The sequence below is a fragment of the Bdellovibrio sp. SBM16 genome (assembly GCF_056175625.1).
In genome coordinates, this window is sequence record NZ_JBJKJG010000015.1 from 1 (window position 1) to 22,614 (window position 22,614).

23 protein-coding genes are annotated in these 22,614 nt (G+C 40.8%); 16 read left to right on the plus strand and 7 right to left on the minus strand.

Features of this window, described 5'->3' with window-relative positions:
- The 4 genes from AC04MM_RS13940 to AC04MM_RS13955 form a co-directional block, all read left to right on the plus strand.
- A partial coding sequence (locus AC04MM_RS13940; protein WP_475380989.1) for a beta strand repeat-containing protein occupies nt 1-2,603 on the plus strand: 2,603 nt, incomplete at its 5' end.
- Between the two features lie 34 nt (nt 2,604-2,637).
- Nucleotides 2,638-3,078, plus strand: coding sequence for a hypothetical protein (locus tag AC04MM_RS13945; RefSeq protein WP_475380990.1), 441 nt, complete (start codon nt 2,638-2,640; stop codon nt 3,076-3,078).
- Nucleotides 3,068-3,841 carry a hypothetical protein gene (locus AC04MM_RS13950; protein ID WP_475380991.1) on the plus strand — a complete coding sequence of 258 codons (774 nt, stop codon included), beginning with the start codon at nt 3,068-3,070 and terminating at the stop codon, nt 3,839-3,841. Before AC04MM_RS13945 ends, AC04MM_RS13950 begins: the two co-directional genes overlap by 11 nt.
- Nucleotides 3,838-4,770, plus strand: coding sequence for a fatty acid desaturase family protein (locus AC04MM_RS13955; protein ID WP_475380992.1), 933 nt, complete (start codon nt 3,838-3,840; stop codon nt 4,768-4,770). The genes AC04MM_RS13950 and AC04MM_RS13955 overlap by 4 nt, the downstream gene beginning before the upstream one ends.
- Here AC04MM_RS13955 and AC04MM_RS13960 read toward each other — a convergent pair whose 3' ends face one another.
- On the minus strand, nt 4,771-5,388 hold the full coding sequence (locus AC04MM_RS13960) for a hypothetical protein (protein WP_475380993.1): 618 nt from the start codon (nt 5,386-5,388) through the stop codon (nt 4,771-4,773).
- A gap of 103 nt (nt 5,389-5,491) precedes the next feature.
- Here AC04MM_RS13960 and AC04MM_RS13965 point away from each other — a divergent pair, with 103 nt between their 5' ends.
- The 5 genes from AC04MM_RS13965 (at nt 5,492) to AC04MM_RS13985 (ending at nt 9,921) form a co-directional block, all read left to right on the plus strand.
- Nucleotides 5,492-6,523 carry a thrombospondin type-1 domain-containing protein gene (locus tag AC04MM_RS13965; RefSeq protein ID WP_475380994.1) on the plus strand — a complete coding sequence of 344 codons (1,032 nt, stop codon included), beginning with the start codon at nt 5,492-5,494 and terminating at the stop codon, nt 6,521-6,523.
- 333 nt (nt 6,524-6,856) lie between these two features.
- Nucleotides 6,857-7,753, plus strand: coding sequence for a hypothetical protein (locus tag AC04MM_RS13970; RefSeq protein ID WP_475380995.1), 897 nt, complete (start codon nt 6,857-6,859; stop codon nt 7,751-7,753).
- Nucleotides 7,754-7,791: 38 nt separating this feature from the next.
- Entirely contained in the window at nt 7,792-8,547 is a 756-nt protein-coding gene (locus tag AC04MM_RS13975) for a fatty acid desaturase (protein ID WP_475380996.1), read from the plus strand.
- Complete coding sequence (locus AC04MM_RS13980; protein WP_475380997.1) at nt 8,544-9,296, plus strand: acyl-CoA desaturase; 753 nt, start codon at nt 8,544-8,546, stop codon at nt 9,294-9,296. The genes AC04MM_RS13975 and AC04MM_RS13980 overlap by 4 nt, the downstream gene beginning before the upstream one ends.
- A 43-nt stretch (nt 9,297-9,339) precedes the next feature.
- A complete protein-coding gene (locus tag AC04MM_RS13985; protein ID WP_475380998.1) occupies nt 9,340-9,921 on the plus strand; it encodes a hypothetical protein in 582 nt (193 codons plus the stop codon).
- Here the strand turns inward: AC04MM_RS13985 and AC04MM_RS13990 are convergent.
- Both AC04MM_RS13990 and AC04MM_RS13995 read right to left on the minus strand, forming a co-directional pair.
- Nucleotides 9,918-10,712 carry a hypothetical protein gene (locus tag AC04MM_RS13990; protein WP_475380999.1) on the minus strand — a complete coding sequence of 265 codons (795 nt, stop codon included), beginning with the start codon at nt 10,710-10,712 and terminating at the stop codon, nt 9,918-9,920. The two genes, AC04MM_RS13985 and AC04MM_RS13990, sit on opposite strands and share 4 nt — an antisense overlap.
- Nucleotides 10,699-11,397 (minus strand): hypothetical protein, encoded by a 699-nt coding sequence (locus AC04MM_RS13995; protein WP_475381000.1) that lies wholly within the window; start codon nt 11,395-11,397, stop codon nt 10,699-10,701. The genes AC04MM_RS13990 and AC04MM_RS13995 overlap by 14 nt, the downstream gene beginning before the upstream one ends.
- 52 nt (nt 11,398-11,449) lie before the next feature.
- On the opposite strand from AC04MM_RS13995, the gene AC04MM_RS14000 reads away from it, so the two are divergent.
- The 7 genes from AC04MM_RS14000 (at nt 11,450) to AC04MM_RS14030 (ending at nt 18,880) form a co-directional block, all read left to right on the plus strand.
- Nucleotides 11,450-12,769, plus strand: a complete 1,320-nt coding sequence (locus AC04MM_RS14000) for a CotH kinase family protein (protein ID WP_475381001.1) — start codon at nt 11,450-11,452, stop codon at nt 12,767-12,769.
- Between the two features lie 316 nt (nt 12,770-13,085).
- The gene (locus AC04MM_RS14005) at nt 13,086-13,745 is read left to right on the plus strand and encodes a VTC domain-containing protein (RefSeq protein ID WP_475381002.1); all 660 of its coding nucleotides are present in this window, start codon (nt 13,086-13,088) and stop codon (nt 13,743-13,745) included.
- The gene (locus AC04MM_RS14010) at nt 13,746-14,426 is read left to right on the plus strand and encodes a DUF4956 domain-containing protein (protein ID WP_475381003.1); all 681 of its coding nucleotides are present in this window, start codon (nt 13,746-13,748) and stop codon (nt 14,424-14,426) included. It begins immediately after the preceding gene.
- A 5-nt stretch (nt 14,427-14,431) separates the two neighbouring features.
- Nucleotides 14,432-15,553 carry a hypothetical protein gene (locus AC04MM_RS14015; protein ID WP_475381004.1) on the plus strand — a complete coding sequence of 374 codons (1,122 nt, stop codon included), beginning with the start codon at nt 14,432-14,434 and terminating at the stop codon, nt 15,551-15,553.
- The gene (locus AC04MM_RS14020; protein WP_475381005.1) at nt 15,543-17,321 is read left to right on the plus strand and encodes a CRTAC1 family protein; all 1,779 of its coding nucleotides are present in this window, start codon (nt 15,543-15,545) and stop codon (nt 17,319-17,321) included. Before AC04MM_RS14015 ends, AC04MM_RS14020 begins: the two co-directional genes overlap by 11 nt.
- Nucleotides 17,314-18,132, plus strand: coding sequence for a hypothetical protein (locus AC04MM_RS14025; RefSeq protein ID WP_475381006.1), 819 nt, complete (start codon nt 17,314-17,316; stop codon nt 18,130-18,132). Before AC04MM_RS14020 ends, AC04MM_RS14025 begins: the two co-directional genes overlap by 8 nt.
- Nucleotides 18,119-18,880 (plus strand): hypothetical protein, encoded by a 762-nt coding sequence (locus AC04MM_RS14030; RefSeq protein ID WP_475381007.1) that lies wholly within the window; start codon nt 18,119-18,121, stop codon nt 18,878-18,880. Before AC04MM_RS14025 ends, AC04MM_RS14030 begins: the two co-directional genes overlap by 14 nt.
- Here AC04MM_RS14030 and AC04MM_RS14035 read toward each other — a convergent pair.
- From AC04MM_RS14035 to AC04MM_RS14050, 4 genes are read right to left on the minus strand one after another with little or no spacing between them, the layout of a single operon-like run.
- Nucleotides 18,873-19,655 carry an alpha/beta fold hydrolase gene (locus AC04MM_RS14035; RefSeq protein ID WP_475381008.1) on the minus strand — a complete coding sequence of 261 codons (783 nt, stop codon included), beginning with the start codon at nt 19,653-19,655 and terminating at the stop codon, nt 18,873-18,875. The two genes, AC04MM_RS14030 and AC04MM_RS14035, sit on opposite strands and share 8 nt — an antisense overlap.
- A complete protein-coding gene (locus tag AC04MM_RS14040; RefSeq protein WP_475381009.1) occupies nt 19,628-20,680 on the minus strand; it encodes a M14 family zinc carboxypeptidase in 1,053 nt (350 codons plus the stop codon). Before AC04MM_RS14040 ends, AC04MM_RS14035 begins: the two co-directional genes overlap by 28 nt.
- Nucleotides 20,681-20,698: 18 nt before the next feature.
- The gene (locus AC04MM_RS14045; protein ID WP_475381010.1) at nt 20,699-21,535 is read right to left on the minus strand and encodes a GNAT family N-acetyltransferase; all 837 of its coding nucleotides are present in this window, start codon (nt 21,533-21,535) and stop codon (nt 20,699-20,701) included.
- The gene (locus tag AC04MM_RS14050; RefSeq protein WP_475381011.1) at nt 21,498-22,451 is read right to left on the minus strand and encodes an arginase family protein; all 954 of its coding nucleotides are present in this window, start codon (nt 22,449-22,451) and stop codon (nt 21,498-21,500) included. The genes AC04MM_RS14045 and AC04MM_RS14050 overlap by 38 nt, the downstream gene beginning before the upstream one ends.
- Nucleotides 22,452-22,614 lie beyond the last annotated feature (163 nt).

Here is a 22,614-nt window from a genome sequence, read left to right on the forward strand (position 1 = left end):
CTGCTGATGTAACAACGGCGTTAGGTTATACACCGGCTTCATCGACTGCTTTAGGCAACTACTTAGTGAGAGCAAGTAATTTATCTGATTTAGCTTCAAGTGCAACAGCGAGAACTAACTTAGGCTTAGGCACGGCAGCATTATTAAATGCCGGCACTGCAGCTAATAATGTAGTTCAGTTAAACGGCTCAGCGCAAATCCCGGCACTAAACGGTTCGCTACTTACCAATTTAAATGCATCTAACTTAGCAACCGGTACATTAAACGCAGCCAGATTACCTGCATTTAACGGTGATATTACCATCGCTGCGGGTTCTAGCACGGCCACAGTTACACGATTACAGGGCCGAAGTGTTGTGGCGACAATGCCAACATCAGGTCAGGTGTTATCATTTAACGGCACATCTTGGGCACCATACACAATCCCAGCCGGCAATCCTGGTACGGTTACAAGTATTACGGCTGGTACAGGCTTATTGGGTGGCACCATCACAAGTGCCGGCACAATTAGTTTAAGTAACACTGGTGTGTTAGCTAACACCTACACTAAAGTGACAGTTGATCTGCAAGGTCGGGTAACGAGTGGCACGCAATTAAACTCTGCCGATGTAACAACGGCGTTAGGTTATACGCCGGCTTCATCGACTGCTTTAGGCAACTACTTAGTGAGAGCAAGTAATTTATCTGATTTAGCTTCAAGTGCAACAGCGAGAACTAACTTAGGCTTAGGCACGGCAGCATTATTAAATGCCGGCACTGCAGCTAATAATGTAGTTCAGTTAAACGGCTCAGCGCAAATCCCGGCACTAAACGGTTCGCTACTTACCAATTTAAATGCATCTAACTTAGCAACCGGTACATTAAACGCAGCCAGATTACCTGCATTTAACGGTGATATTACCATCGCTGCGGGTTCAAGCACGGCTACGGTTACACGATTACAAGGCCGAAGTGTTGTGACGACAATGCCAACTTCAGGCCAAGTGTTAAGATTTAATGGTACAGCCTGGGCGCCAGCGACCGATACCGCAACGGGTACAGTAACAAACGTATCTTCAGCTAATGCAGATATCGCGGTTGCAACCGGTACAACAACACCAGTGTTAACATTAAATGCGGGTACTGGCGCCAATCAAATTGTTAAGTTAAATGCGTCAGCACAAATACCGGCGTTAAATGGTTCGTTACTTACGGCTTTAAATGGATCTAACATCTCAACTGGAACAGTTTCTGCGGCAAGATTACCGGCTTACATTGGTGATGTAACTAAGGCTGCTGGAAGTAACTCATTAGTTTTAGCAAACTCTGGTGTAACAGCCAGCACGTATACCAAAGTAACAGTCGACGCCAAAGGTCGTGTAACTAGCGGTACGCAACTAAACTCTGCCGATGTAACAACGGCGTTAGGTTATACGCCGGCTTCATCGACCGCTTTAGGCAATTACTTAGCTAGAGCAAGCAACTTATCGGATTTAGCTTCAAGTGCAACAGCCAGAACTAACTTAGGCTTAGGCTCAGCAGCACTATTAAATGCCGGCACTGCAGCTAATAACGTAGTTCAGTTAAACGGCTCAGCGCAAATCCCAGCACTAAACGGTTCACTACTTACTAATTTAAATGCATCTAACTTAGCGACCGGTACGCTTAACGCAGCAAGATTACCTTCGTTTAACGGTGATATTACCATCGCCGCAGGTTCTAGCACCGCCACAGTTACACGATTACAAGGTCGAAGCGTTGCAGCCACACTACCAGTGAGCGGCCAAGTGTTAAGATTTAATGGTACAGCCTGGGCACCAGCGACAGATACCGCAACGGGTACAGTGACAAATGTATCTTCGGCTAATGCAGATATCGCGGTTGCAACCGGTACAACAACACCAGTGTTAACATTAAATGCGGGTACTGGCGCCAATCAAATTGTTAAGTTAAATGCGTCAGCACAAATACCGGCGTTAAATGGTTTATTACTGACTAATTTAAACGCCACCAATATTGCAAGCGGCACATTAAGCGCGGCAAGATTGCCAGCCTATTCGGGTGATGTGACTAAGGCTGCTGGTTCTGCTTCTTTTGTTGTCGATGGTATTCAAGGTCGAGCTGTGGCAGCGACGGCTCCGACAGCAGGTCAGGTTTTAGCGTACAATGGATCATCATGGGCTCCGACCACTAATGTATCCTCGCAATGGACAACTTCAGGCACGACAATCAATTACACAACGGGTAATGTGGGGGTAGGTACAACAGCTCCTGGAACAAATACCCGCTTAAGAGTATCTGGACAATTAGCGCCAACATCTTTTTCGACAACAGGTAATGCGATTAACTGGAGTGGTGGTAATACGGCCACAACAAGTTATGACTGTGCGCTAGGCAGTATAAGTTTTTCGAATATGAACGATGGTGGCGCTTATACATTAGCGGTGACCAGCACCACAACGGCACAATGTAATTTCAGCACCGCGATTACCGGTGATGGCGCAGCGACTGTAGCTTACCGCTTTTTACCAGCCAATGCTGCTCGTACTGCAAGTTCGCACTCAATCTATTCATTCCAAAGAATCGGCAATGTTGTTTATGTGTCTTGGTTAACCGGTTTTTAGTAGCTGAATTCAGGATTTATGTCATAATTTAGTCATGCGAAACGAAAAAATAATTATTTTTATTTTACTGATTATCGGATTGATTCGCATTTTGCCTGTACATTTAAGTCAAGACATCCAAATGGTTAAAAGAATACCTATTGCGCCGGATGGCCGGGTTTTTTTAAGCGAGAACAGGTTCAGTTCGATGCGCCTGGAAGTTATAGAGCAAGATAATAAAGTTAGAAATATCGATATTAAAGCTGGTCTTGATATTAACTCAAAAAAACTAGGCATGCTGGCTCGCCATCATTTGGTTTATGTTTTGTCGACATTGCCAGCCCCCATGTACCAGGGGCAAATACTACAGATAATGCAAAAGCAGTTTTGCCATACAGTTGAAGGTCCGGCGCCGAAAAAAATTAATTTTTATCGCCAGCTCTACAATGTGCCCAATAGCCATTTTGTGTTCTCGGTGGATTGCCATGCAAGCTAATGTATCTGAACAGCGCTTATTCATAGTTTGTCGTCTTATGCTGGGCGCTTTGTTTTTTTTCTATTATTTTGATTTGTTCTTTGACTATGAGTTTATTTACATGCTTCGTTTTGTCGAGACTAAAACTTTCTTTCTTCGAGCAATCAGTGTTTTAGGTATCATCGGTGCAATATTTTTTTCGTTCGGTCTGTATCGAAAGCTGGCTGGATTTTTATTGATTGTTATAAATCTGGCTCTTGTAAGCTTTGCCCCGTTTGTAATCAACGTAAGCTTCGGTTATCTCAATTATTTATTACTGATTTTGTTTTTTGTGCCAGCAACAGAATCCTGGTCAGCCAAAAAGCATTGGCAGTTTTCTAAAAATTTTATGCTCCTGCTTTGGTTTGTCTCCGGGCTGGCCTATTTAGAAAGCGGAATCACGAAACTAAATAGTCCGATGTGGATTAATGGCCAAGCGGTATCGCTGTTGTTCGTAAACAGCGTTGCCGCAAAAAGTAATTTTATTACCTCTTTTATTTTAAAACATGGGGCCTTGGCTATGTTTTTAACCTGGGCTGTAATTGCCGTTGAGCTTTTGCTTGTGTTTCTGTCTATTTCGATAAAAACTAGAAGGGTAGCGGGGTATCTGGCGTTACTCATGCATTTACTGATCTTGCTTACAATGCAGATTAGCCACATTGCAATAGGCATGCTGATATTTCATTTGTTTCTGTTTTGTCGATTTGATTTAATTTGGCCTGCTAGACATAAGGTAAGTGTATGACTCAGAAAGAACTATTCAAAAAAATTAGAAGTTCTGTGCAAGTTAGTCAGTTTGCCAAAACACCCTTTCAGTTGCTTTGGCTCCCTTGCTTTTTAGGTCTTATTTTATTTGCGAAATGGCTATTGCAGTTTGACTTGATTGTTCTAAAAATAGTGGCCTCAGTCGTGATTGGTTATGTCTTTGCCGCTATGGCGTTTTTGTTTCATGATTTACGGCATGGCGGAATTATTGCTTCATCCGCAGCCACAAATGTCATTTCACAACTTTTAATTTGGCCCTGTTTAACATCGTCGCATTTTTGGGATTTTTGGCATAATCAGCTTCATCACAAATATCATCTGATCGAGAACAGATTGTTAAAAGAATATCCTACCGATAGCTTTTTAAAGAAAACTATTTTTAGCCGCTTAATTAAAAAAATCTCACCGCCAGAAAGCGGACTTGCGGGCTTTTCTTATTTATTTTTTTGGTACGTGCCGTATGTTGTGCTGATTGAGTTGCTACTGTGTTTTCAAACAAAACGTTTTCGCGACCTTAACAGATCAGTGGTGATTGCCGAGGTTTTAGGAGCTGCCGTTATGTGGTGGCTGTGGCTGAGCTGGTTTAACTTTCAGAATTTGTTATATGTTGTTTTAATCCCGCTTTGCGTATTGTCGTATCTATTATCAAGTTATGTTGTTACCAATCACCATCCTGAATTGGTTAAGCTAGCAACGGATAAAACTATCAATACGTGTTCTGTGACCGTTCCCAAGGTTATTGATTTTCTTCACTTTAATTTTTCTTACCACACTGAACATCATTTGTTTCCCGAGGTTAGCTCTTGGCATTTGCCAAAAGTTAAAGATCAAATTCAGCAGCACTTTCCCTCGCACTATATCGCTGTCGATAAAAATGAAGCTCTCGGGCGCATCTATTTTAAAAGCTAATTAGAGTTTAATCTTGGTGGTGCCAATGAGCTCTTTGCCGCAATGAAGATTAATTACGATAATGGATTGGATCGGACCCCGCTTTAAATCAACCCACAGTTGGTTGACTTCGCTTGGTTTAGGTACCCGCGCCATGCTGGAGTCCAAAGCTTTGGGTTTGGGGCTTTTGAACTTAGCTTTACTTAACTCTCGCCCCAAGGTCATAAAGGCAAAAAACACCGGCCAATCGGTATTTTTTAAGTCTTTTAACCAAATAAAGCGGTCCTGTTCGGCTTTGTAATGAACGTCAACCTGGCATTCGGGTTCTGGAATTTGACTCACTTGCGGTAGAGCTTCAGACCTGCTGTACAGGCCATAATGGTAAGGATTACCTTTAGTTTGAAAGCTGAATTCAGCGATCAGGTCGAAGTCTTTTTTGTAATTGCGGCTGCTATCAAGTTGAACGACTTCGACAAACTGGGTGATGGGCTTAAATATTTGAAATTTAAGGTTTACGATATCATCTTTGTTTACATCGACACCTAAGGCGCTAAACGCCTTATAAGCGGTTTGTGATATATCAACATAGTCTCGGTGGCCTTGGAGCGAGTATTCGACGGCGATCTTTTGCTGTATCATATTGAGATTGTCGCCACTTTTTTAACGAAAGTCTCCTATAAACTAACGCTAATTGTTAAATTATATTCTTGAAATATAGGTCTGATGTTAGAATGATTTATATATGCACGTATTTACACTGGTCATGCTTTTACTGCTCAGTCTGCCGACTTTTGCTTCGCTGAATAGAATCGGCTTTATTCGTGTTAAAAGCCAGGGCCTAGACTGTACTATCAGCACGGCTATTTCTGGTTGGCGCACAAACGCCAGTGAAACCATTAACTTTTCATGTACTAACAACTATCTTTTAAAAACTCCTGAGTGCCAGGTTAATGGCGGCGCCTGGGGGGCTTGTACCACGAACACTTCGCACACCATCAGTGGTATAGCTGACGGGGCCACCACCACCTTTTCGGTGCGTGTTAGTGATTTGTACGGGGAGTATAGTGTTGTGGATGTAAATGCCTCGAGGTCATGGCAAAAAGACGGCAGTGCGCCATCAGTGGCTTTGGGAACAATCTCAGGTACCAATACCGGCGCTCCTTCAATTGCCTTTACCGTCACCGAACCACATAGCACCGCCACAACCGAGTGTTCTTATGACACCGGTACAGCCAATTACGTCAGTTGCACCAGCCCACGGGCCGGATCAACCCCTACAGCGGGAGAGACCTATTTCTTTCGTGTACGTGCAACAAATTCTTCTGGCTTAGTTAGCACAGTGGCAACATCAACCTGGACCAATGGCAACTGGTCAGCTTTTGGCACTTGTTCAGTTAGCTGTGGTGGTGGCACGCAAACCAGAACTTGTACCAACCCAGCACCTTCAGCGTCTCCAGCGGGTATGCCATGTGCAGGGTCATCAAGCCAGGCGTGTAACACGCAGCTTTGTTGTACTGCAGCGAATGCTACGACGAACATGTGCGCAGGGCGTGCATTTTATTTTGATTATTTTGGTCAATACATTTGTAGCGGAAGTTTTACTTCTGATAACGATAATTTGTATAATCTATACACTACTTCTGCAAGAACAACTGAGCTTCCTAATGGCACTACGAATTCGTGTGCGAGTGGATCTTCGTCGCCAGGGCCTGATTATGTGTATGATACATCCAGTAAGTTCGCCTCCACCTATGGTTCGTGTGTATGTAACTGATGCAGAACTTTGAATAGAATCATGAGTTTAGATAATTCTTTCGAACTTAAATTCATACTGGGTCTGTTGTGTTTAGGCTTATTAACTACAAAATTTACACCACAAGCTTTGCATCGCTATATACTAATCATTGCCAGCTTTTTACTGACTATATTGATTGTTGGTGGCCCAGAGGTATTTAAATTTTACCACAAGATTAGAGAAGCCATAACAATAGTAATTGTGGTCGCAACATCTTTGTATTTTATATATCGACGAACATTTTTTTGGACTGAAGTTCAAAAAAAAGTTTCTGCAATAGGTTTTTTTTTAATATTTTTTATTTTTTTTGAAATGCAAATCGTCAAAAGTTTGAGTATCTGGAAAGCGGTTGCGATTTCAAGCTGGTCGTATTTATTGATAGTCTCAAACCCCACAGTAAATAAGGCGGCTTTTTTGGATTTTTTTTCTAAGCTTTGGCCGGCGTGGAATGTACAGCTTTTTGGTAATCTTCCAACCGAGTCTAAAGGGGATTGGTCGCAAAATCGAGTGACTGGATCACGGTACTACGTTGTCGCTGAAAGTCTTTTCTATAGTCTGGTCTTATTGTTTTTAGATAAAGGCTTGTGGTTAGTTATGGGGTATTTCTACCCTGAATCGACACAGATGCGAAAACTCTCGTTAAAGTTAGTGTTTGATCCCGGTATTCAAACGCAATTAAAGGTTATTCTGACCTACGTAAATATATTTTCAGTTTTATTCTCGTTTGGATCATTAACATATTTAGCTCACGCTGCGGCCACAGCCTGGGGGTTTAAGTTTAAGTCGCATTTAGATCTGGGGCAGGGTTTTTCGTTTATGCATAAGTGGAATTACTTTTTTTTCTATCTAAATCAGATTATTGAAATCGTTTTTATGCCGTTGTTTAAAAGCGTCAACATATTCAAAAGCAGACGGGCGAATATTTTTTTAAGAATGTGTTTGTCGGTTTATGCGTTTGGTTTTTTATATTTATTGTTTTTAATAAACCCGTACCGCGATCATAGTTTACCGCTCACACACATGTTAATTCAAAGGTTCTTCTACCTAACCCTGATATGTTTATTTTTGTTTGTGCGCTTTCGTTTTAACTTAAATAAAGTGGCGCTCAGATACCCCATTCTAATGACAATTGTTTATATTCTGGTTTTGGCCCCAGTGTTCACTTTTGGGATTATTTCGGTCAGCGGCGACTGGTTTGCGGTCAAATGATCGCTTGTTGTCTGGGTAAGGCTATATTAAAATAAGGTATGCCTAATCTTGTTTTGCTCAGACATAAGATCTTGCTGGCTTTGGGGCTGATTTCATTTGTGCTTTTTGCAGATTTTAATTTGACCTATGTTTGCCTGGGCTTGGGTGTTTATGCTGTGTTGATTAACACCCAAAGTATAATTTTTCATCGGTATTTTTCACACAAAAGTTTTACCGTTAAACCATGGGTTGAAAACTTATTTATCTTGTTGTCAGTGCCTATCGCCCAGGGCAGTGTTTTTAGCTGGGCTTTGGCGCACCGGGCCCATCATCAGTTTTCTGATACTGACAAAGACCCGCATTCGCCGAAACATGCTAGTCTTTTAAAAATGCTGATCGGTCCTATCAATGATAAGAGTTTAGATCTGAGAGGCGTTAAAGATTTGTACACGAATAGTTTATTGCTTTTTATGCATCGAAATTACTATTTAGCTTTGTTCATCTATTTCGGAGCTATTGTTGTTATGTTTGATGTGCAGTTTTTTTTATATGTATGCATTTTGCCGATGATTTTAATTAATATGGCAACATTGGCGATTAATATATTGTGTCATTGGTTTGGTAGTCAGCCCTACGCTACAGGCGATCATTCGCGAAACAATGTTTTAGTCGTATTGTTAACGGTGGGAGCTGAGGGGTGGCATAATAATCACCATCAAAATCCCAAGGCCTACAGCCAATCACGATCTGGTCAATTTGATTTTGCCGGGCAACTTGTAGAATGGCTTTTTGTGCGTTCAAAGGAGCGTTTATGAAAACGCTGCATTTGAAATATAAATTACGTTTATTGTTGTTTTTGCCGTATGTATTTATTTTTATTTTTTTTCAATTCGAACCTGTAAAATTGTTCATAAGCCTGGTTTTGTATTGGTTGTTGATGGCTATACAATGCATTGGCTTGCACCGCTATTTTTCGCATAAAAGCTTTACGACTTCGAGGTTTTTTGAAGTCGTATTTATTTTGGCAAGTATCCCCATTGGACAAGGGAGCCCGATGAACTGGGCTGCTAATCATCGCACTCACCATCGGCATTCAGATGTTCCGGGTGATCCGCATTCGCCGCAGCTAAAACCATGGTGGAGCGTGATTTTTGGTTTTGGTGAGGTGGTTAAAATTAGCCCTTTTGTGATTAGAGAATTTCTTGCCGACCGGCTGCAGGGGTTTGTTCACAGTTATTATTTTATTTTGTTTTTGGGCTATAGTTCGCTGTTTTTACTTTTAACAGGCCCGCAAGGATTGATTTATTTTGTGTTGATACCGATGTTACTTTTGAATCACGTGACCGGGTATATAAACTATGCTTGTCATAAGTTTGGTTACCGCAGTCATGAAACCTCAGACCGCTCTTACAATAACCCGATCATATTTTTTCTGACATTGGGCGGTGAGGGCTGGCATAACAATCATCATGCTGATCCTAAAAATCCCCGTCATGGCTTTAAGTGGTACGAATTTGATCCCTATGCCTTTATCATTGAAAAGTGGCTAGCGATTACCCGTTGAATTTTAAACAGATAGGCGTAGTATTAATCTCTAAGAGGTGACTATGCTAAAGCTTTTATTACCTGCAATTCTTTTGTTTTCATTTAATTCTATGGCCGTCGAGATTGTAACTCAGGCTAAGCCTTATCGTGCCAGTGCAACTGAAAGAGTTCCTTTTTTTAAAGGTAAAAAGTTTTCGATCGGTTTTATCCGGGTCTATGCTGACTCACGCCCGATGATTGGGTTAACGCCTGTAGAAAATCATGTCGACCTTGAATTTGAACCTGAGTTTTACAGTTGTTTGCGCCAGCAGGTTGAAGTCATGAAAAAAGCTGTGACTGAAAATGCGACTGTTAAAAAGAACATGTTGCCAGTGGCGATATTGGCTGTACGCCAAATCGAGCTTCCTTTTATTGAATCGCTATGTAAACCCTCGGTCATTACGGGGGGCGATAATATCTTAATGCTCAATTTATGCTACGCCGATAAATCATCTCTGAGTTCTGCTGGATTTTGTAAAACCGTAGAATCAACTGATTTTATAAGTTACGTTAGTCAGCTACAAAGCAATACGGATAAGCGTATACAAGAGTTTAACAGTTTGAAAAACGTATCTAAAGAACTTTACGACATTCTCAATAACTAGTTTAAATATTGTAAGTTTAACCGATTAAGACAGTGCAAGGTTTGAGTGGCAATTTCTTGATTGTCTTCGTGGCTAGGCCAAACAGCTTCCGTTTTGATTGTGACCTTACAAAAATGGAGCCCAGAGTTTGCGAACAGCTCAGTTAAGGGATAATAGCTCGTCTCAGGGGTTTTATCTGAAATTATAAAAACCGGTATGATATCAGCATTGTGTTTTTCAGCGACACCCCGCTTAATAGTAGCAACAAGTCTGACTAGGTTATCCCAGTCGGTAAAAAGTGAGTTTTCACTCGAGATGAAATCCTCAATTTTTAAATAAATAATAAAAAGATCAGGCTTAGCTTCAAAGGTTGAAGACAAGAGAAGCGTTACAGTTTGTTTAAAATTATTGCCCGGCACCGTATGGTCAATGAATAGTTTTTCAGGAAAAATTTTGTTTTGTGTCGAAAACAAGTTTAAAAGAGGCGCAACTCTTTGATTGTGGGGAAGTGTGATCGCCGAAATGTAGGTTGAGCCTATTATCAGAATCGGGCGCTCTGTTTGCTTTTGCTCGGTAAAAGAGAGGTCTGGTTTTAAAAAGCCCATCGGCGTTGTTTCGTGGGCGATGCCATTAAAGCTAAAAGTTGTCTCTTGTTTGTAAATATTAAAGTCCCCCAGTGGGCTGGGTTGAGTGATATCAGCCAGTTGGTGAGATATATAGTTATGCTGCAGTGAAGGCCACTGTTTAAGGGCAACAAAGACCGTAAAAGCCAAGAATAAAGCACTCAATAAAATAACTTTAATTTTTTTCATATACCCTGGCTTTCACTATAAGGGTAAAAACTAAAGGAATAAATCTAAAAATATTTTCGCGAACAAAAAACTGAAACAGTTCAAAATTTTGCATTTTGGGAGCAATACCTCCGATTAAACCTGTTTCGACAAATAGTGCAAAGCAAAATGTAAGCAGGATTTGCTGCCGAAAGTCACTTCGTCGACTTAAGTACATGACCAGCCCTGTGCTGATTACGGCAATGCCTAAGGGGGTTAAGGCGGCCCAGCTTATTAAAGAGTTTGTCTGTTTTAACAACTGGGTGGCAAAGATAGCGGTGTAGGTGAGTGCGCCGGCGGCGAAAGTTAATGCCACATCGCGGTTGTTGAAGTGCACATACCATGCGAGTGCAAGTACCAACAGGGCCTTAATGTTTGATATATTGAAAATGATAAAGGCGCTTAAATACAGGCTTTGCAAGCGTGGCCAATTGTTAATCCAATCACTAGCCAGCGGAGGGGCCGTTATAACCCATAAATTAAAGCTGCCGACGATCAGGCCGGTCAGGCTGGCCGCGATTATAAGCTTTAGGGTGCCTCTTTGTAGCCAAAAGCGCTGGCTGGCTAAGATGGCACTAGCCAAAAACAAACAGACACCAATAGTGCTCAGAATGACATGCAATAAAAGGGTGAGTTTGTAGGGTAAAAAACTTATCAACTGCGCCATGATTTAATTGTAGCACTGCCTGGTAAAACTAAGTAACATAAATTTATTACTTATGAAGTTAGATTTGAAAAAATCACTTTCTCGCAAAGCTTTGTTGCTGGCAAATCTAGGGCTATTTTTTTTGTTAATAGCGCCTCTGGTTTTGGTATTCATTTTTAATTACCAGCCATCAGTCGACCAGCGAGTATACGGACAATCGCAGTATTGGCCGATCAATTCATACACTTTAACCGCAGCGTTGCAAAATTCGCTATTGGGGCTGCGCGAGTATTATCGGCTTATTCCCGATAAGGTGAATGCCGGGCCTCTGGTTAATTTTAATCTGGTGATTGATCGAAATAATCTCAATCAACTTAATCAAAATTTGCCGTTTTCGGGCCGCAAGTCACAGATAGCACAGCTCCACGTTGCGGGAAAAATATTTCCCGTAAAAGTTCGTTACCGTGGTGATAGTCAGTGGCACTGGCTGTATCGTCATAAATCTTGGCGCATAGAGTTTGAAAATGGTGATTATGCCGGATTAAAAACGATAGATTTGGTTGTTCCTAAGACGCAATCTTTGATCGAAGAGCATTTGTTGCGTAAATGGGCGCGTGCGGTGGGGTTAAGTGCACCTTATTCGGAACTGGTAACCTTATCGGTTAATAGCCAATGGTCGGGAATTTCATTTTTGCAGGTGCCGATTGGCGAAGATTTTTTTCAACCTGAGTCTTTGCCAAAGCAGGTGTGGGCATTTGATTTAAACTCAGTTTGTTTGCCGGGGCATGCATGGAAAGACTCGGCCTGCTGGCAATTAATCTACGCCTCTGCAGAAAATCCACAAACATCGGTAGAACGTGCCGACCTACAGAAATTTCTCGATCAAATTGCCAAACAACAATATGCGAATCTGGATTTAGAAAGTTTGGCGCTGTTTTTTGCTTTTATGTCAGTGCTGAATGTAGATCATGTCGTAAATTTGGGATTAAATATTCGGTTGGCTCAAAATGCAAACGGGGCTTGGACATTGATACCTTACGATCTCCTGCGCTATGGCACCGTAGCTATTGTCGATAAAAAAATGAGCAACGTGCTTTTTTCTCACTTATCAAAGCAGGAAATTTTTCGCAAAAAGTATACTCAGGCCAAGCAAAATATTTTATTAAAATTATCAGACCAAAATATAGGTGAAGACATTAAGCAAAGTTATGAAAAAATTAATTACTACATCGATTTTGCCATCTTTAATAAAATTCCGGCTAAGTATGCCTATCTGGGGATAGACTGGCACCGCACAGTTTTTTATATAGATACAAAAAGTTATCAAAGATCAGTGAAAGCCTTTGAACAATTAACATTTGAATCTATCAAACGCGCCAGGATAGCTTTATGACGTGGATGGCATCAAAAAAGCTTTTTTATATTTTATTGTTCTTAAATTTCCTGGGTTATTCACTGATAGCCGTATTTTATCAAAAAAATAAGTGGATTCTGCATGCCCAAACAGCGGTTGTCGCAGATTTTCCTGGCTTGAGCTCCGAGCAGATCAGTGCCTACATACACTACGTGGAAAAGCTGAGACAGGCGTCTCCCAATCCTCTGTGGAATGAGCTGTTAGCTAAACTATACAAAAAACATGACCTGCAAAAATATCAAAGCTTTTGCGAGAAGCATAATTCGGTCACGAATTGTGAAACCGGAGTAAAATTATGATCATGGCAGATGTTTTTCAGCCGCTTTCTCCGCGATATGAGTTTAAATACGATTTATCACAACAGCAGATCGATAAATTATTAAATTTATACAAACCCTTCATTAGCTTTGAGGAGACCTACAGAGTAAATAGTTTATATCTGGATTCTCCAGATCGAGTTTCTGTTGCCGAAAAATTAAATGGCGAGCAGGCGAAGGTGAAATTTAGATTTAGGCACTATAATGACAACCTGGAACAAGCGTACTTTGAAATTAAAAAAAAGGATAATGAGCGTGTTCAGAAATCCAGAATCTCTGTCAGCCCGCATGGCCAAATGCCCGAGGCGGTACGAGCTTTGATTACCCTGCGCGGGCTTCGCCCTGTTTGTTGGGTTAGGTACCAACGGGATGTTTATAAGCTGCGAATTACTGCAGGTCACTTCGTAAGGCTGACAGTCGACTCAGATATAAATTGCCAAAGGGTCAAGGTTGACGATTGGTTTAATGTTAACCAACAGGTTAATTATCAGCTTTTAACTCATAAGGGTTTCATACTAGAATTAAAGCCGACCGAATTAAATAGTGGCTTGTTAAAAGAATTTATGCAGCTTTACCAAGGCAGTAAAGTTTCAATATCAAAATATGCAATGGCTTATCAAAAGCTAAGCGAGGTTTAAATGTTCGAACAGCTGTTATCCGAGATTTTATCTGGATCAACCCAAGATGTACCGGTTGCCGTTTTAATTTTACGAATTGCGAGTGCAGGTCTTATTGCCTTATTGGCCCATTACGTATTTAGTTTTTTTGGCCACTTTAAAAATACCAACTCAAAACTATTAAAAGTCTGCTTGGTTGTAGCCGTCATAGTTGCCTTTTTAATATCGGTGGTTGGTGATAACCTAGCTCGATCTTTTGGTTTGCTCGGCGCCCTTTCGATCATACGTTTCAGAACGCCAGTCAAAGATATAGCTGAACTGACCCAAATTTTAATCGCTATAGGTATTGGCATTGGGGCCGGAGCGGGTTTTATCCTAGTTACGGTTTTAACTTTAGTCATTATATTGAGTTTTCTTTTTATTTTTGAGGCTGCGCAAAAGAGTGTTTCTGAAAATGAGTATATCTTGCGTTTGACATACAAAAAAGACGAAGAGCCGCTTGAAAAATTAAAAAAGGATCTTTTTCACCAGGCAGTGACTTTCGAGTTTTTAAATATGACAACGTCTGGTGCTATGGTCGAATCAAATTTAAAATTGAAACTAAAAACTAATGCAGAAGAAGAAATTATCAGAACCGTAAAGAAAGCCCATGATTTTACTCAAGTTGATTTAATGTCGTTAAATAAGGATATTGAAATATAATTTGTATGATAAAAAAATGCGCAGGCCTGCTTATCATTTGTTTGTCGGTTTTGATTGCTGTTTTTGTAGATTACAAAACGGCTTCATTTTTGACAGATAAGGTTTTAATGAATGGTAACCCTGTGGGTACGGCACCGCGCACTGAGGTTGAATACAAGTTAGCTCTGAGGTCCCCAGAAAATCTACCAATAAACAGTTTTGTTCAATTACTCAATGAAGCTTTAACTAATTTGCTTCAATCTGGAGTGTTGCAGGCTGACAAATATTTAGACGTAAAATATGAGCTGGTTAATGCTGAATCAGCCACATTGTTTCGTGATGTCTATTACGACAATGCAGATTGGTACTTACTAAATCAGAACATAGCTTATCGAACACGTCACCGGTGGTCAGATTTAAAGCTATACAAACGATTTGTGCAGTTTCCAAAAGATGAGCTCGGTTGGCCTACGCGTGCAGAGATTCAGTCAAAGATTGAGCGCATTTCAAGTGAGGCTGGTTTGTCACAAGTTCAAGAAGCTCGTCTGGAGTTTCGTTTAGACAGTCACCCTTTTAATTCGATCAGCCTGCCGCCGAAATCGCCATGGATTGTGCATGATATGAAACATATAATACAAAAAGGGTTTATGGATTCTTATGCAACAACTCCAGCTTATAATATTGCTAATGAGTTAAAAAAATCGAACATTGCTTTTTTGGCACTAAAACCTAGACTGACTGTTCTAGCCGAGCGCTGGAGGTTTCATTTGAAACTTAATGTCCCCTGGGGAACAGGACCAAATCCGCACCATGCCTTTATTGTCACTTTAGATCACTTTTTAGCTTTACCGTTGAACGGGTCTTTTTTTGATGTCGATGTACCTTTTGACGATTCAAAAATTAGCGACCGCAAACTTGAATTAGAGATTGAACTTGAACGAAATGTAATGTCTGGAACAGAACCCTTAGCACTACAAAACAATCCTAAAGCCATTAAGGTTCTTGAGTTACTGCGCCAGGATCAAAAAATAATTAAAAACCAACTATTAAGCTACCTTTCAGAACGCGGTGTAGGTGTTATGCCGCAGGATAAATCAAAGTACCGTCAGTCTTACGAGATGATTCACGGAGAGAAAAGTGAGCCGTAATTATTTAAAGCAGATAATGCGTGTTTTGCTTGTGTTGGTATTAGTATTCTTAATTTTGCGCGGCCATAATGTTGAAATTTTAGAAAAGCCAAGTTGGTCTACGGCCAAAGACTTTGCATTTATGGATATTACGGAGAAGAGTGGTCTTGCGTTTCAGCACGAAATGTTTCGCTTGCCGCCTGCCTTGGCTAAAATTGAGCCATTCGTAAACGGGCAGAGTTCATCTGTATCTGTTGTTGATATTAACAACGATGATTATCCAGATATTTATTTAGCAAATTCAATACTGGGGCGAGCGAATAAACTTTTTATAAACCAAAAAAATGGAACGTTTTCCGAGCAAGCTGAGCAATATGGTTTAGCACAATTGAACATGCGTTCATTTGGCTTTCGCTCGCTTTTTTTTGACTGTAATGGTGATAAATTGCAAGATTTGCTGTTGCTTACCAACAGCTGCCCGCGGCTTTACACCCGAAAGAATAGTAAAACAAAATTTGAACCGGTATCATTAACAAATTTGTCAGACGAGGCGTGTTCGCCGTCTATTTCTGCTGTAGTTTTTGATTATGATCTAGATGGCCATTTGGATATTGTGTTTTCTCAGTTGTGGGGGAGAAATACATACTCTGAGGGGCTGCTTCCGAATAGTTTTGTCGATGCCAATAATGGCGGCAAAACTTTTGTTTTAAAGAATAATGGTTTATGCAATTTTAAAGAAGTCAGTATTATGGCCCGGCAAAATGAAAAACTTTATACCAATGCAATCGGTGTAGGAGATTTTAGAGGAACAGGCCGTAAAGATATCTGGTTTGCCACAGATTTTCATCACGACGAAATATATACAAATGAGAATGGCCGCTATGTAAAGCCGGACAAAAAAATTGAGCTAGTAATGGCGAAATCTGGCATGTCAGTTGAACCCACGTATTTAAGCGATACTGAACGACCCTATGTTTTTGTATCGCATGTGTATAAAAAAGGTTATTATCCTCATGGCAATACATTTTATCATTTCGATGGAGTAACCTTTAAAAATCAGGCTCTTAATTATAAATTAGACCAGTGTGGTTGGGCCTGGGGGGCGAAATTTTTTGATATAAATAATGATGGCTATCAGGATCTTTATGTTGCTAATGGCTTTTTTTCGGGAGCTTCTAAAGAAGAAGCTAAAGATTTTTCGTTTCCGTATGCTGTGATTAGCAGCGCCTCGTCCTACTTTTTGAAAAATTCGGCTTTTTGGCCTGATATGTCTGGAAAGCGGCTTTCAGGCCATGAACAAGATTGTTTATTTTTGAATAGTAATAATCATAACTTCAGCAAAGTACAAAACGACCAGCACGTAGAAGTTGATCGGTTAAAATTAAACGGCCGCGGTGTTGCCAGCTTAGATATCAGAAATGACGGAAGCTTATCGGTGATTGTCACTAATCAGCTCGATCAGGTTTATCTTTATGAGACAACACAAAAAAATGCGAACTCATGGATTGGGTTTAAATTAAATGGTACTCAAAGTAATAAAGATGGCTACGGGGCAAAAGTGCTAATCACTTCACGCGACGGAGAAGCCGGTGTGCACCAGCAAGTGCGTGAATATAATCCGTTTAACGGATATGCATCTCAAAGTGAGTCAAAAATTCACTTCGGATTAGGACGCTACAATACTGAAATTAATGCTAAAATAGTATGGCCAAGTGGAATTATACAGCATTTAAATAACCTTAAGCCGGGTAAGTATCATTTGATCACCGAGGGGCAGAGCTATGAATAAAATATCATTTCCCCCAATTAAATCACCTCTAATGTTGATCTTTGTTTCGCACAGTTTAGTGAGCCTCTATGCACTTTTGTACCCTGGTTTTGCGCGTTCTTTTTCAACTTTTTTAATTATTGTACTAACCTGTGGAAGTTTAGATTTTTTACTCAATTACATCAAACAGCGAAAGTATTTATTTCCGGTATCAGGAATAGTTAGCGGTTATGGATTGTTTTTTTTATTTGATACAAACTATTCTTACCTCTATTTCTTAATTTCAGTTCTGACAATACTGGCTAAGCACTACATCACAATCGATGACCGGCATATTTTTAATCCAACTAATTTTACGCTGCTTATTGTTGCTTATGGTTTTTCCGATATCGCGACATTTAACTCTTTCCGTTGGGGAGGGCATTTAGGTATAAGCATTTATTTTTTCACTGTAGGCCTGATCCTTACTTACTTTGCCAATCGTCTATGGATGTCTTTGACATTTATTGTTAGTTTTGTCGGTTTTGCATTTATTAAAAGCTTAATATTTGGCGATAAATTTTTATTGCTTTTATTGCCCATTCTGGGGCCGGCGCTGCACTTGTACATATTTTTTATGCTTCCTGATCCGCAAACAACGCCAAGTAAAAAACACGAACAAATTCTATTTGCATTTTTTGTGGCGTTTTTTGATACCATATTTCGGTTTCAGCAAAATCGATTTGCCCATTTACTGAGTTTAGTGATTGTGACTTTAGTTTATGCCCTCTACGCAAGGCGGGAGTCTCTGATACCAATAATGCAGCAGAAATTGACCTATGATAAACATTAGAATTATCGGCTTTGTTTTGCTTGCGTTTGTATATGTGTTGCCGTTAATCAACAGCTTTAGACTCTTCAGAATCAGTGAAAATCTTTTTGTACGTGGCAGTCAGTATTTAACAAATTTAACAAACATAAATTACGAATTATTATTAAATGGCCCGCTGTATTTATTTTTAAATGTAATTGTAGCGTATTTCGCTGTCTTTAAAATTTACAAACGCCAATGTAAGTTGTCATACGCCATGCTTTGGATATTAACTTTATGGGTTGCAGTTCAAGACGCGCTTGGCGTCATCTATCATCTGCAACAAGTTCCACAGCTGAAAACAAATTTATTTATCTACTTTCCTATTATCGTAACGGTGGGATCTTTTTTGGGTTTAATTTTAATTTATCCGTACGTGCGGTCTTCAATCGCACAATTGGGCCAGACCGGCGAAAAAATAGTTCCAAAATCACTGGTGATTTTATTGGTTGTTATAAATATAGTCCTTCTTCTTTTAACTCTTAAGATCGCAGGGCCGGTGTTAATCAAATTCTACGCTAATTATTTTACTGCAGTGAATGCAGTCAATAACCCGACCAGCCAATTTTTAGTTTTGGCCAAGGTCTTTGAACATTATAGTGCTGTTAATATAATCGGCCAGGCATTAATGACGTTTCCGTTGCTTTACTTTGTCTGGCGTGAAAAAAACAAAGTGGCTATTTTTCTCTTAGTTTGTATATATTTATTGGTCTTATCGAATTTTATGTAGCACTGATCTTCTCAACCACCCAGTCCGGAAATTGAAAACTGATGTCATGGCCGGCGTCTGGGTGAATCAGATGTTTGCAGTGCCATTTATTTTCAATATCTTTTGAACATTGGGCGCTGACAAATCGATCTTTGCCCCCGCTCATCAACACCACTTCGGTGGGTGGTGCTTTGGGAAATGTATAAGTCGATGCCGCTAATAACTGACGCAGGATATTCTTTGGCTTTGCCGGGTTGGTCTTACTAAAGCTTAACATCGACTGAAATGCTTTTTTGTAATCTGATAGAATCTGCTCTTTAGAAAGGGTTGTCGTCACTTCTAATGAGGCGATCTCACGGTCTTCCGGCGTGTGCAAAAAACGCATACGTACACCTAAGGCCATCGCATCTACACTCAGGCGTTTAAACACATTGGAAAAATTTGCGGCACTGGTATTTGAGATATAGATTTTTTTAAAAAATCCCGGGCGCTGTTTGGCCCATTCAACCATCGCCATTGAGCCCAGTGATAACGAGTAACCGTAAGTAGGTAGGCTAAAATCGAAGCCCTGTTTTTTTAATTGGTCATCAAAGGTTGCGACAAATTCAGATACCTTAAGCGGGGTTGTGACTTGATTTAAATAGCCGTTACCCGGTACATCGACATAATAAATTTTATCGTGCGGGAATGCCTGTTGTAATTTTTCCGGGAAAACACCCCAGTGACCTGCGCCGCGTGCCAAGCCGCGGATTAATATCCAGTTTCTGACTACAGTGTTTTGTGCTGAGGGTACCATTTTTCTAAACCTTTGTTGTAATGCTCTAACAGATCTATAGTTTTAAATTGTTCTGTCTGGCTGTACAGCAAAAAGCGGATTAAAAAATCAATTAATAGCTGGTGACGGCGTAAAGTGCGTTTAATGCGGTGTTTTTTGATCGGATTAAACAAGCCGTCCAGTTTAAAAATCTGCAGTGGGTTCTTTTTAACCCAGATCCACGATCCGAGCTCTAAGGTTAGGGGGATAAACCTGAGATTTTTGATTTTTTCATGGGCGATGTAATCCCACAGATCGCCGTGGGTGCAGTACACTTTGGACTGCGGTTCGATTTTGTAAATATGAAACGGATACAATTTTTCAAAATGCTCCATCATCACGTTGATAAAATCTAATCTTGGGTAAGGTTTTTTGCTGAATGCCCACGGAAACCAGATCTGGTCTTTGACGCCAAAGCCGGAGTGAATATCCAACGACAAGGTAAAGCGTGAATTTCGGATTTCTTCAGATACGGTATCAACAAGTACGCGAGCTTCGGTTTGCATCGGTTCATCAACCTGACCACGGTACCACGGGATATGTTTTGAAATGCGGTGGCCGCCGGCTAAGACAGGAACTTTTTCCTGCGCCTCGATCGGGGCGTTACGCATTAGATCGATACCTTGGCCGTTCGAACGGGTGCGTTCCTGAATGCCGACGGGGTTTACAAACGGTAAAAAAACAAAGCGCATATCTTCAAGCTTGTTGCGAAATACCGGATCCCAAAGCGATAGCTCAAAATACTTTTCGATAAGTGAAACGCAAAGCTGGCTTCCTATTTTTTCTAAACCATGTACGCCACCGGTGAGAATCAAAGTAACTTTTTCTTCAGAAGACTTGGCGGTGTCTTTGTTTTCACAAACTACTTTCCAGAGCGGGTAAGCCGTACCTTTGTGAATGACCTGCTCCAGGGGCGTAAAACTCCAGAGCGGATTTTTCACGGTGCGCTGGCGTTTTAGCACTTGTTCAAATTGAAAATATTCGTGAAAGTTAGGCTGATTGAGCATCAGCCTCTAAGGATAAGATTAAATGGCTGTTTTTTCCAGACGTTTCTCATAACGCTGTGCTAGGTTTTCTACTTTTAGACAAGTCAGAAAATCCATACAGTGCATATCTGCATCGTAAGCCGGTTCTCCCAAAATTTCGGCGCCGACTTTTAAATACGTTTTTAACAGCGACGGGATCAGAGCTTCGGCGTCTTTCATCTGTTCGGGGGTTAATTCTGCCGGTAGCGCTTTGAAATGTTCGTCAAAAAACGGAACACGAAAACTTAAGTGCGGCTGGATTTTGTATTTACAGTTAAGGCTTCCGGTTTGTTCAAAGTACTTGGTTACAAGCGCAGCTTGTCTGGGAGAAAGGTTTTTGATGCTTGAGCAGCCGAAAAGTAATCTCGCCTTTACATGGCGCATGTAAAAGTAGATGCCTTTCCATAAAAGTGAAATGACAACGCCGGTTCTGTGTTGGCTATCGATGCAGGCGCGGCCCAGCTCAACAAAATTCGAGTACGGTAATGCAAAAGATTTTAAATCAAACTCAGACTGCGAATAAAAATCCTGAAGGCTGGTCGAGTTATTCATGCGGTAAGTGCCGACGACAGAATTATTCTTTTTATCAATGATGATTAAGTGGTCGCAGATAGAATCATAAACATCGATATCGTATTTTACGCCACTTTTCTTGTCGTTGTTGTAAAACACATCATAACGCAGTTTAAAGGCAGATTTTAACTCCTGCGTTGTCGTGGCGGTCTTAAGCCAGTAATTGCCCTGGTCCATCTGAAACTCAACACGCGGCTCATAGGCCACCATGTCTAAATTTCTAAACTTAAGCTCGGATTGAATCTGTTGGATAAACTGAAGCATATGATGATTTCCCCTCTGTAATCTGTTGGATAAACTGTAAAACTATTTCATAGGTTTCGTTCAGCTCTGAAGCGGATCTGGCTAAGAGGGGATTGATCTCCACCACATCCAGATTGGTTAGTTTTCCGGCCGTGGCCACGATTTGCGCCAGCGAAAAAATTTCTGAAAGTTTTAGGCCGTTTTTGACCGGTACGCCGGTACAAAGTGCGTAAGTCGTATCTAAACAATCGATATCAAAGCTGACATGCACACTCTGGTAGGGCAGCATTTTTTTCGTCAGCTGGTTAAGACAGAAGCTTAGTCCCCGGGTGCGGATATCGTGCACGGTGAAATGCATAATATTTTTATCCGCCAGGTATTCGCGCTCAAACTGATCTAAGTCACGGATGCCGAAGTAAACCATGTTTTCACTGGGGAGATGGTTTTGCATCCACTGTAATGACGACGGTCTATGGGCTGGCTTTTGCATGAGATAATAAACCGGCATGCCGTGGAGGTTACCGGATAGGCTCTCAAAGGCCGAGTTAAGATCAGCATGGGCATCAATCCAGATCACAAGGGTGTTTGGATCTTTACGAAGGCTCGCTTCGACGGTGGCCAATGATAAGCTATGGTCACCGCCGAAGTTCACGTTGATGCTATTTCTACTTAAGCCGCGGAAAGAGAGCGCGGCTAAGTGTTGGTAGATCGAAAAAGAAAAGTCGTTCAAATCCTGTTCATTATAGAATTTTGCCAGCTTGTCGCTTAAATGCTGCTCAGTTTTACCGATCAGCTCCAGCGCTAAATTAGGCTTAAGCGGTGCTTTTTGGCGGCGATTAAAATAGGTTAAAAAGGCGTCGGAAGACTGGGTCAGGCCGGTTTTTGACTGGCCAATTTCGATATCTGCTTGAACAAAAGACAGAAGAGTTTGCTGCATGACCTTATTGTGGGGGCAAAATGTAAATTTTGTCCTGTCAGGCTTTGATTAAGTAACATTTGGCGTCTTAACAGAGTCCTAACAATACTTTGTTATTTATTAAAACTAAAATCACACTCACAATTAAATAACCATAAACCCTTACCGGTTATAACCATAAGTC

What these genes read in the sequence shown, in the direction of transcription:
- AC04MM_RS13945 (WP_475380990.1), top strand. Translation starts at nt 2,638, where the DNA reads ATGCGAAACGAAAAAATAATTATTTTTATTTTACTGATTATCGGATTG.
- AC04MM_RS13950 (WP_475380991.1), top strand. Translation starts at nt 3,068, where the DNA reads ATGCAAGCTAATGTATCTGAACAGCGCTTATTCATAGTTTGTCGTCTT.
- AC04MM_RS13955 (WP_475380992.1), top strand. Translation starts at nt 3,838, where the DNA reads ATGACTCAGAAAGAACTATTCAAAAAAATTAGAAGTTCTGTGCAAGTT.
- AC04MM_RS13960 (WP_475380993.1), bottom strand. Translation starts at nt 5,388, where the DNA reads ATGATACAGCAAAAGATCGCCGTCGAATACTCGCTCCAAGGCCACCGA.
- AC04MM_RS13965 (WP_475380994.1), top strand. Translation starts at nt 5,492, where the DNA reads ATGCACGTATTTACACTGGTCATGCTTTTACTGCTCAGTCTGCCGACT.
- AC04MM_RS13970 (WP_475380995.1), top strand. Translation starts at nt 6,857, where the DNA reads ATGCAAATCGTCAAAAGTTTGAGTATCTGGAAAGCGGTTGCGATTTCA.
- AC04MM_RS13975 (WP_475380996.1), top strand. Translation starts at nt 7,792, where the DNA reads ATGCCTAATCTTGTTTTGCTCAGACATAAGATCTTGCTGGCTTTGGGG.
- AC04MM_RS13980 (WP_475380997.1), top strand. Translation starts at nt 8,544, where the DNA reads ATGAAAACGCTGCATTTGAAATATAAATTACGTTTATTGTTGTTTTTG.
- AC04MM_RS13985 (WP_475380998.1), top strand. Translation starts at nt 9,340, where the DNA reads ATGCTAAAGCTTTTATTACCTGCAATTCTTTTGTTTTCATTTAATTCT.
- AC04MM_RS13990 (WP_475380999.1), bottom strand. Translation starts at nt 10,712, where the DNA reads ATGAAAAAAATTAAAGTTATTTTATTGAGTGCTTTATTCTTGGCTTTT.
- AC04MM_RS13995 (WP_475381000.1), bottom strand. Translation starts at nt 11,397, where the DNA reads ATGGCGCAGTTGATAAGTTTTTTACCCTACAAACTCACCCTTTTATTG.
- AC04MM_RS14000 (WP_475381001.1), top strand. Translation starts at nt 11,450, where the DNA reads ATGAAGTTAGATTTGAAAAAATCACTTTCTCGCAAAGCTTTGTTGCTG.
- AC04MM_RS14005 (WP_475381002.1), top strand. Translation starts at nt 13,086, where the DNA reads ATGATCATGGCAGATGTTTTTCAGCCGCTTTCTCCGCGATATGAGTTT.
- AC04MM_RS14010 (WP_475381003.1), top strand. Translation starts at nt 13,746, where the DNA reads ATGTTCGAACAGCTGTTATCCGAGATTTTATCTGGATCAACCCAAGAT.
- AC04MM_RS14015 (WP_475381004.1), top strand. Translation starts at nt 14,432, where the DNA reads ATGATAAAAAAATGCGCAGGCCTGCTTATCATTTGTTTGTCGGTTTTG.
- AC04MM_RS14025 (WP_475381006.1), top strand. Translation starts at nt 17,314, where the DNA reads ATGAATAAAATATCATTTCCCCCAATTAAATCACCTCTAATGTTGATC.
- AC04MM_RS14030 (WP_475381007.1), top strand. Translation starts at nt 18,119, where the DNA reads ATGATAAACATTAGAATTATCGGCTTTGTTTTGCTTGCGTTTGTATAT.
- AC04MM_RS14035 (WP_475381008.1), bottom strand. Translation starts at nt 19,655, where the DNA reads ATGGTACCCTCAGCACAAAACACTGTAGTCAGAAACTGGATATTAATC.
- AC04MM_RS14040 (WP_475381009.1), bottom strand. Translation starts at nt 20,680, where the DNA reads ATGCTCAATCAGCCTAACTTTCACGAATATTTTCAATTTGAACAAGTG.
- AC04MM_RS14045 (WP_475381010.1), bottom strand. Translation starts at nt 21,535, where the DNA reads ATGCTTCAGTTTATCCAACAGATTCAATCCGAGCTTAAGTTTAGAAAT.
- AC04MM_RS14050 (WP_475381011.1), bottom strand. Translation starts at nt 22,451, where the DNA reads ATGCAGCAAACTCTTCTGTCTTTTGTTCAAGCAGATATCGAAATTGGC.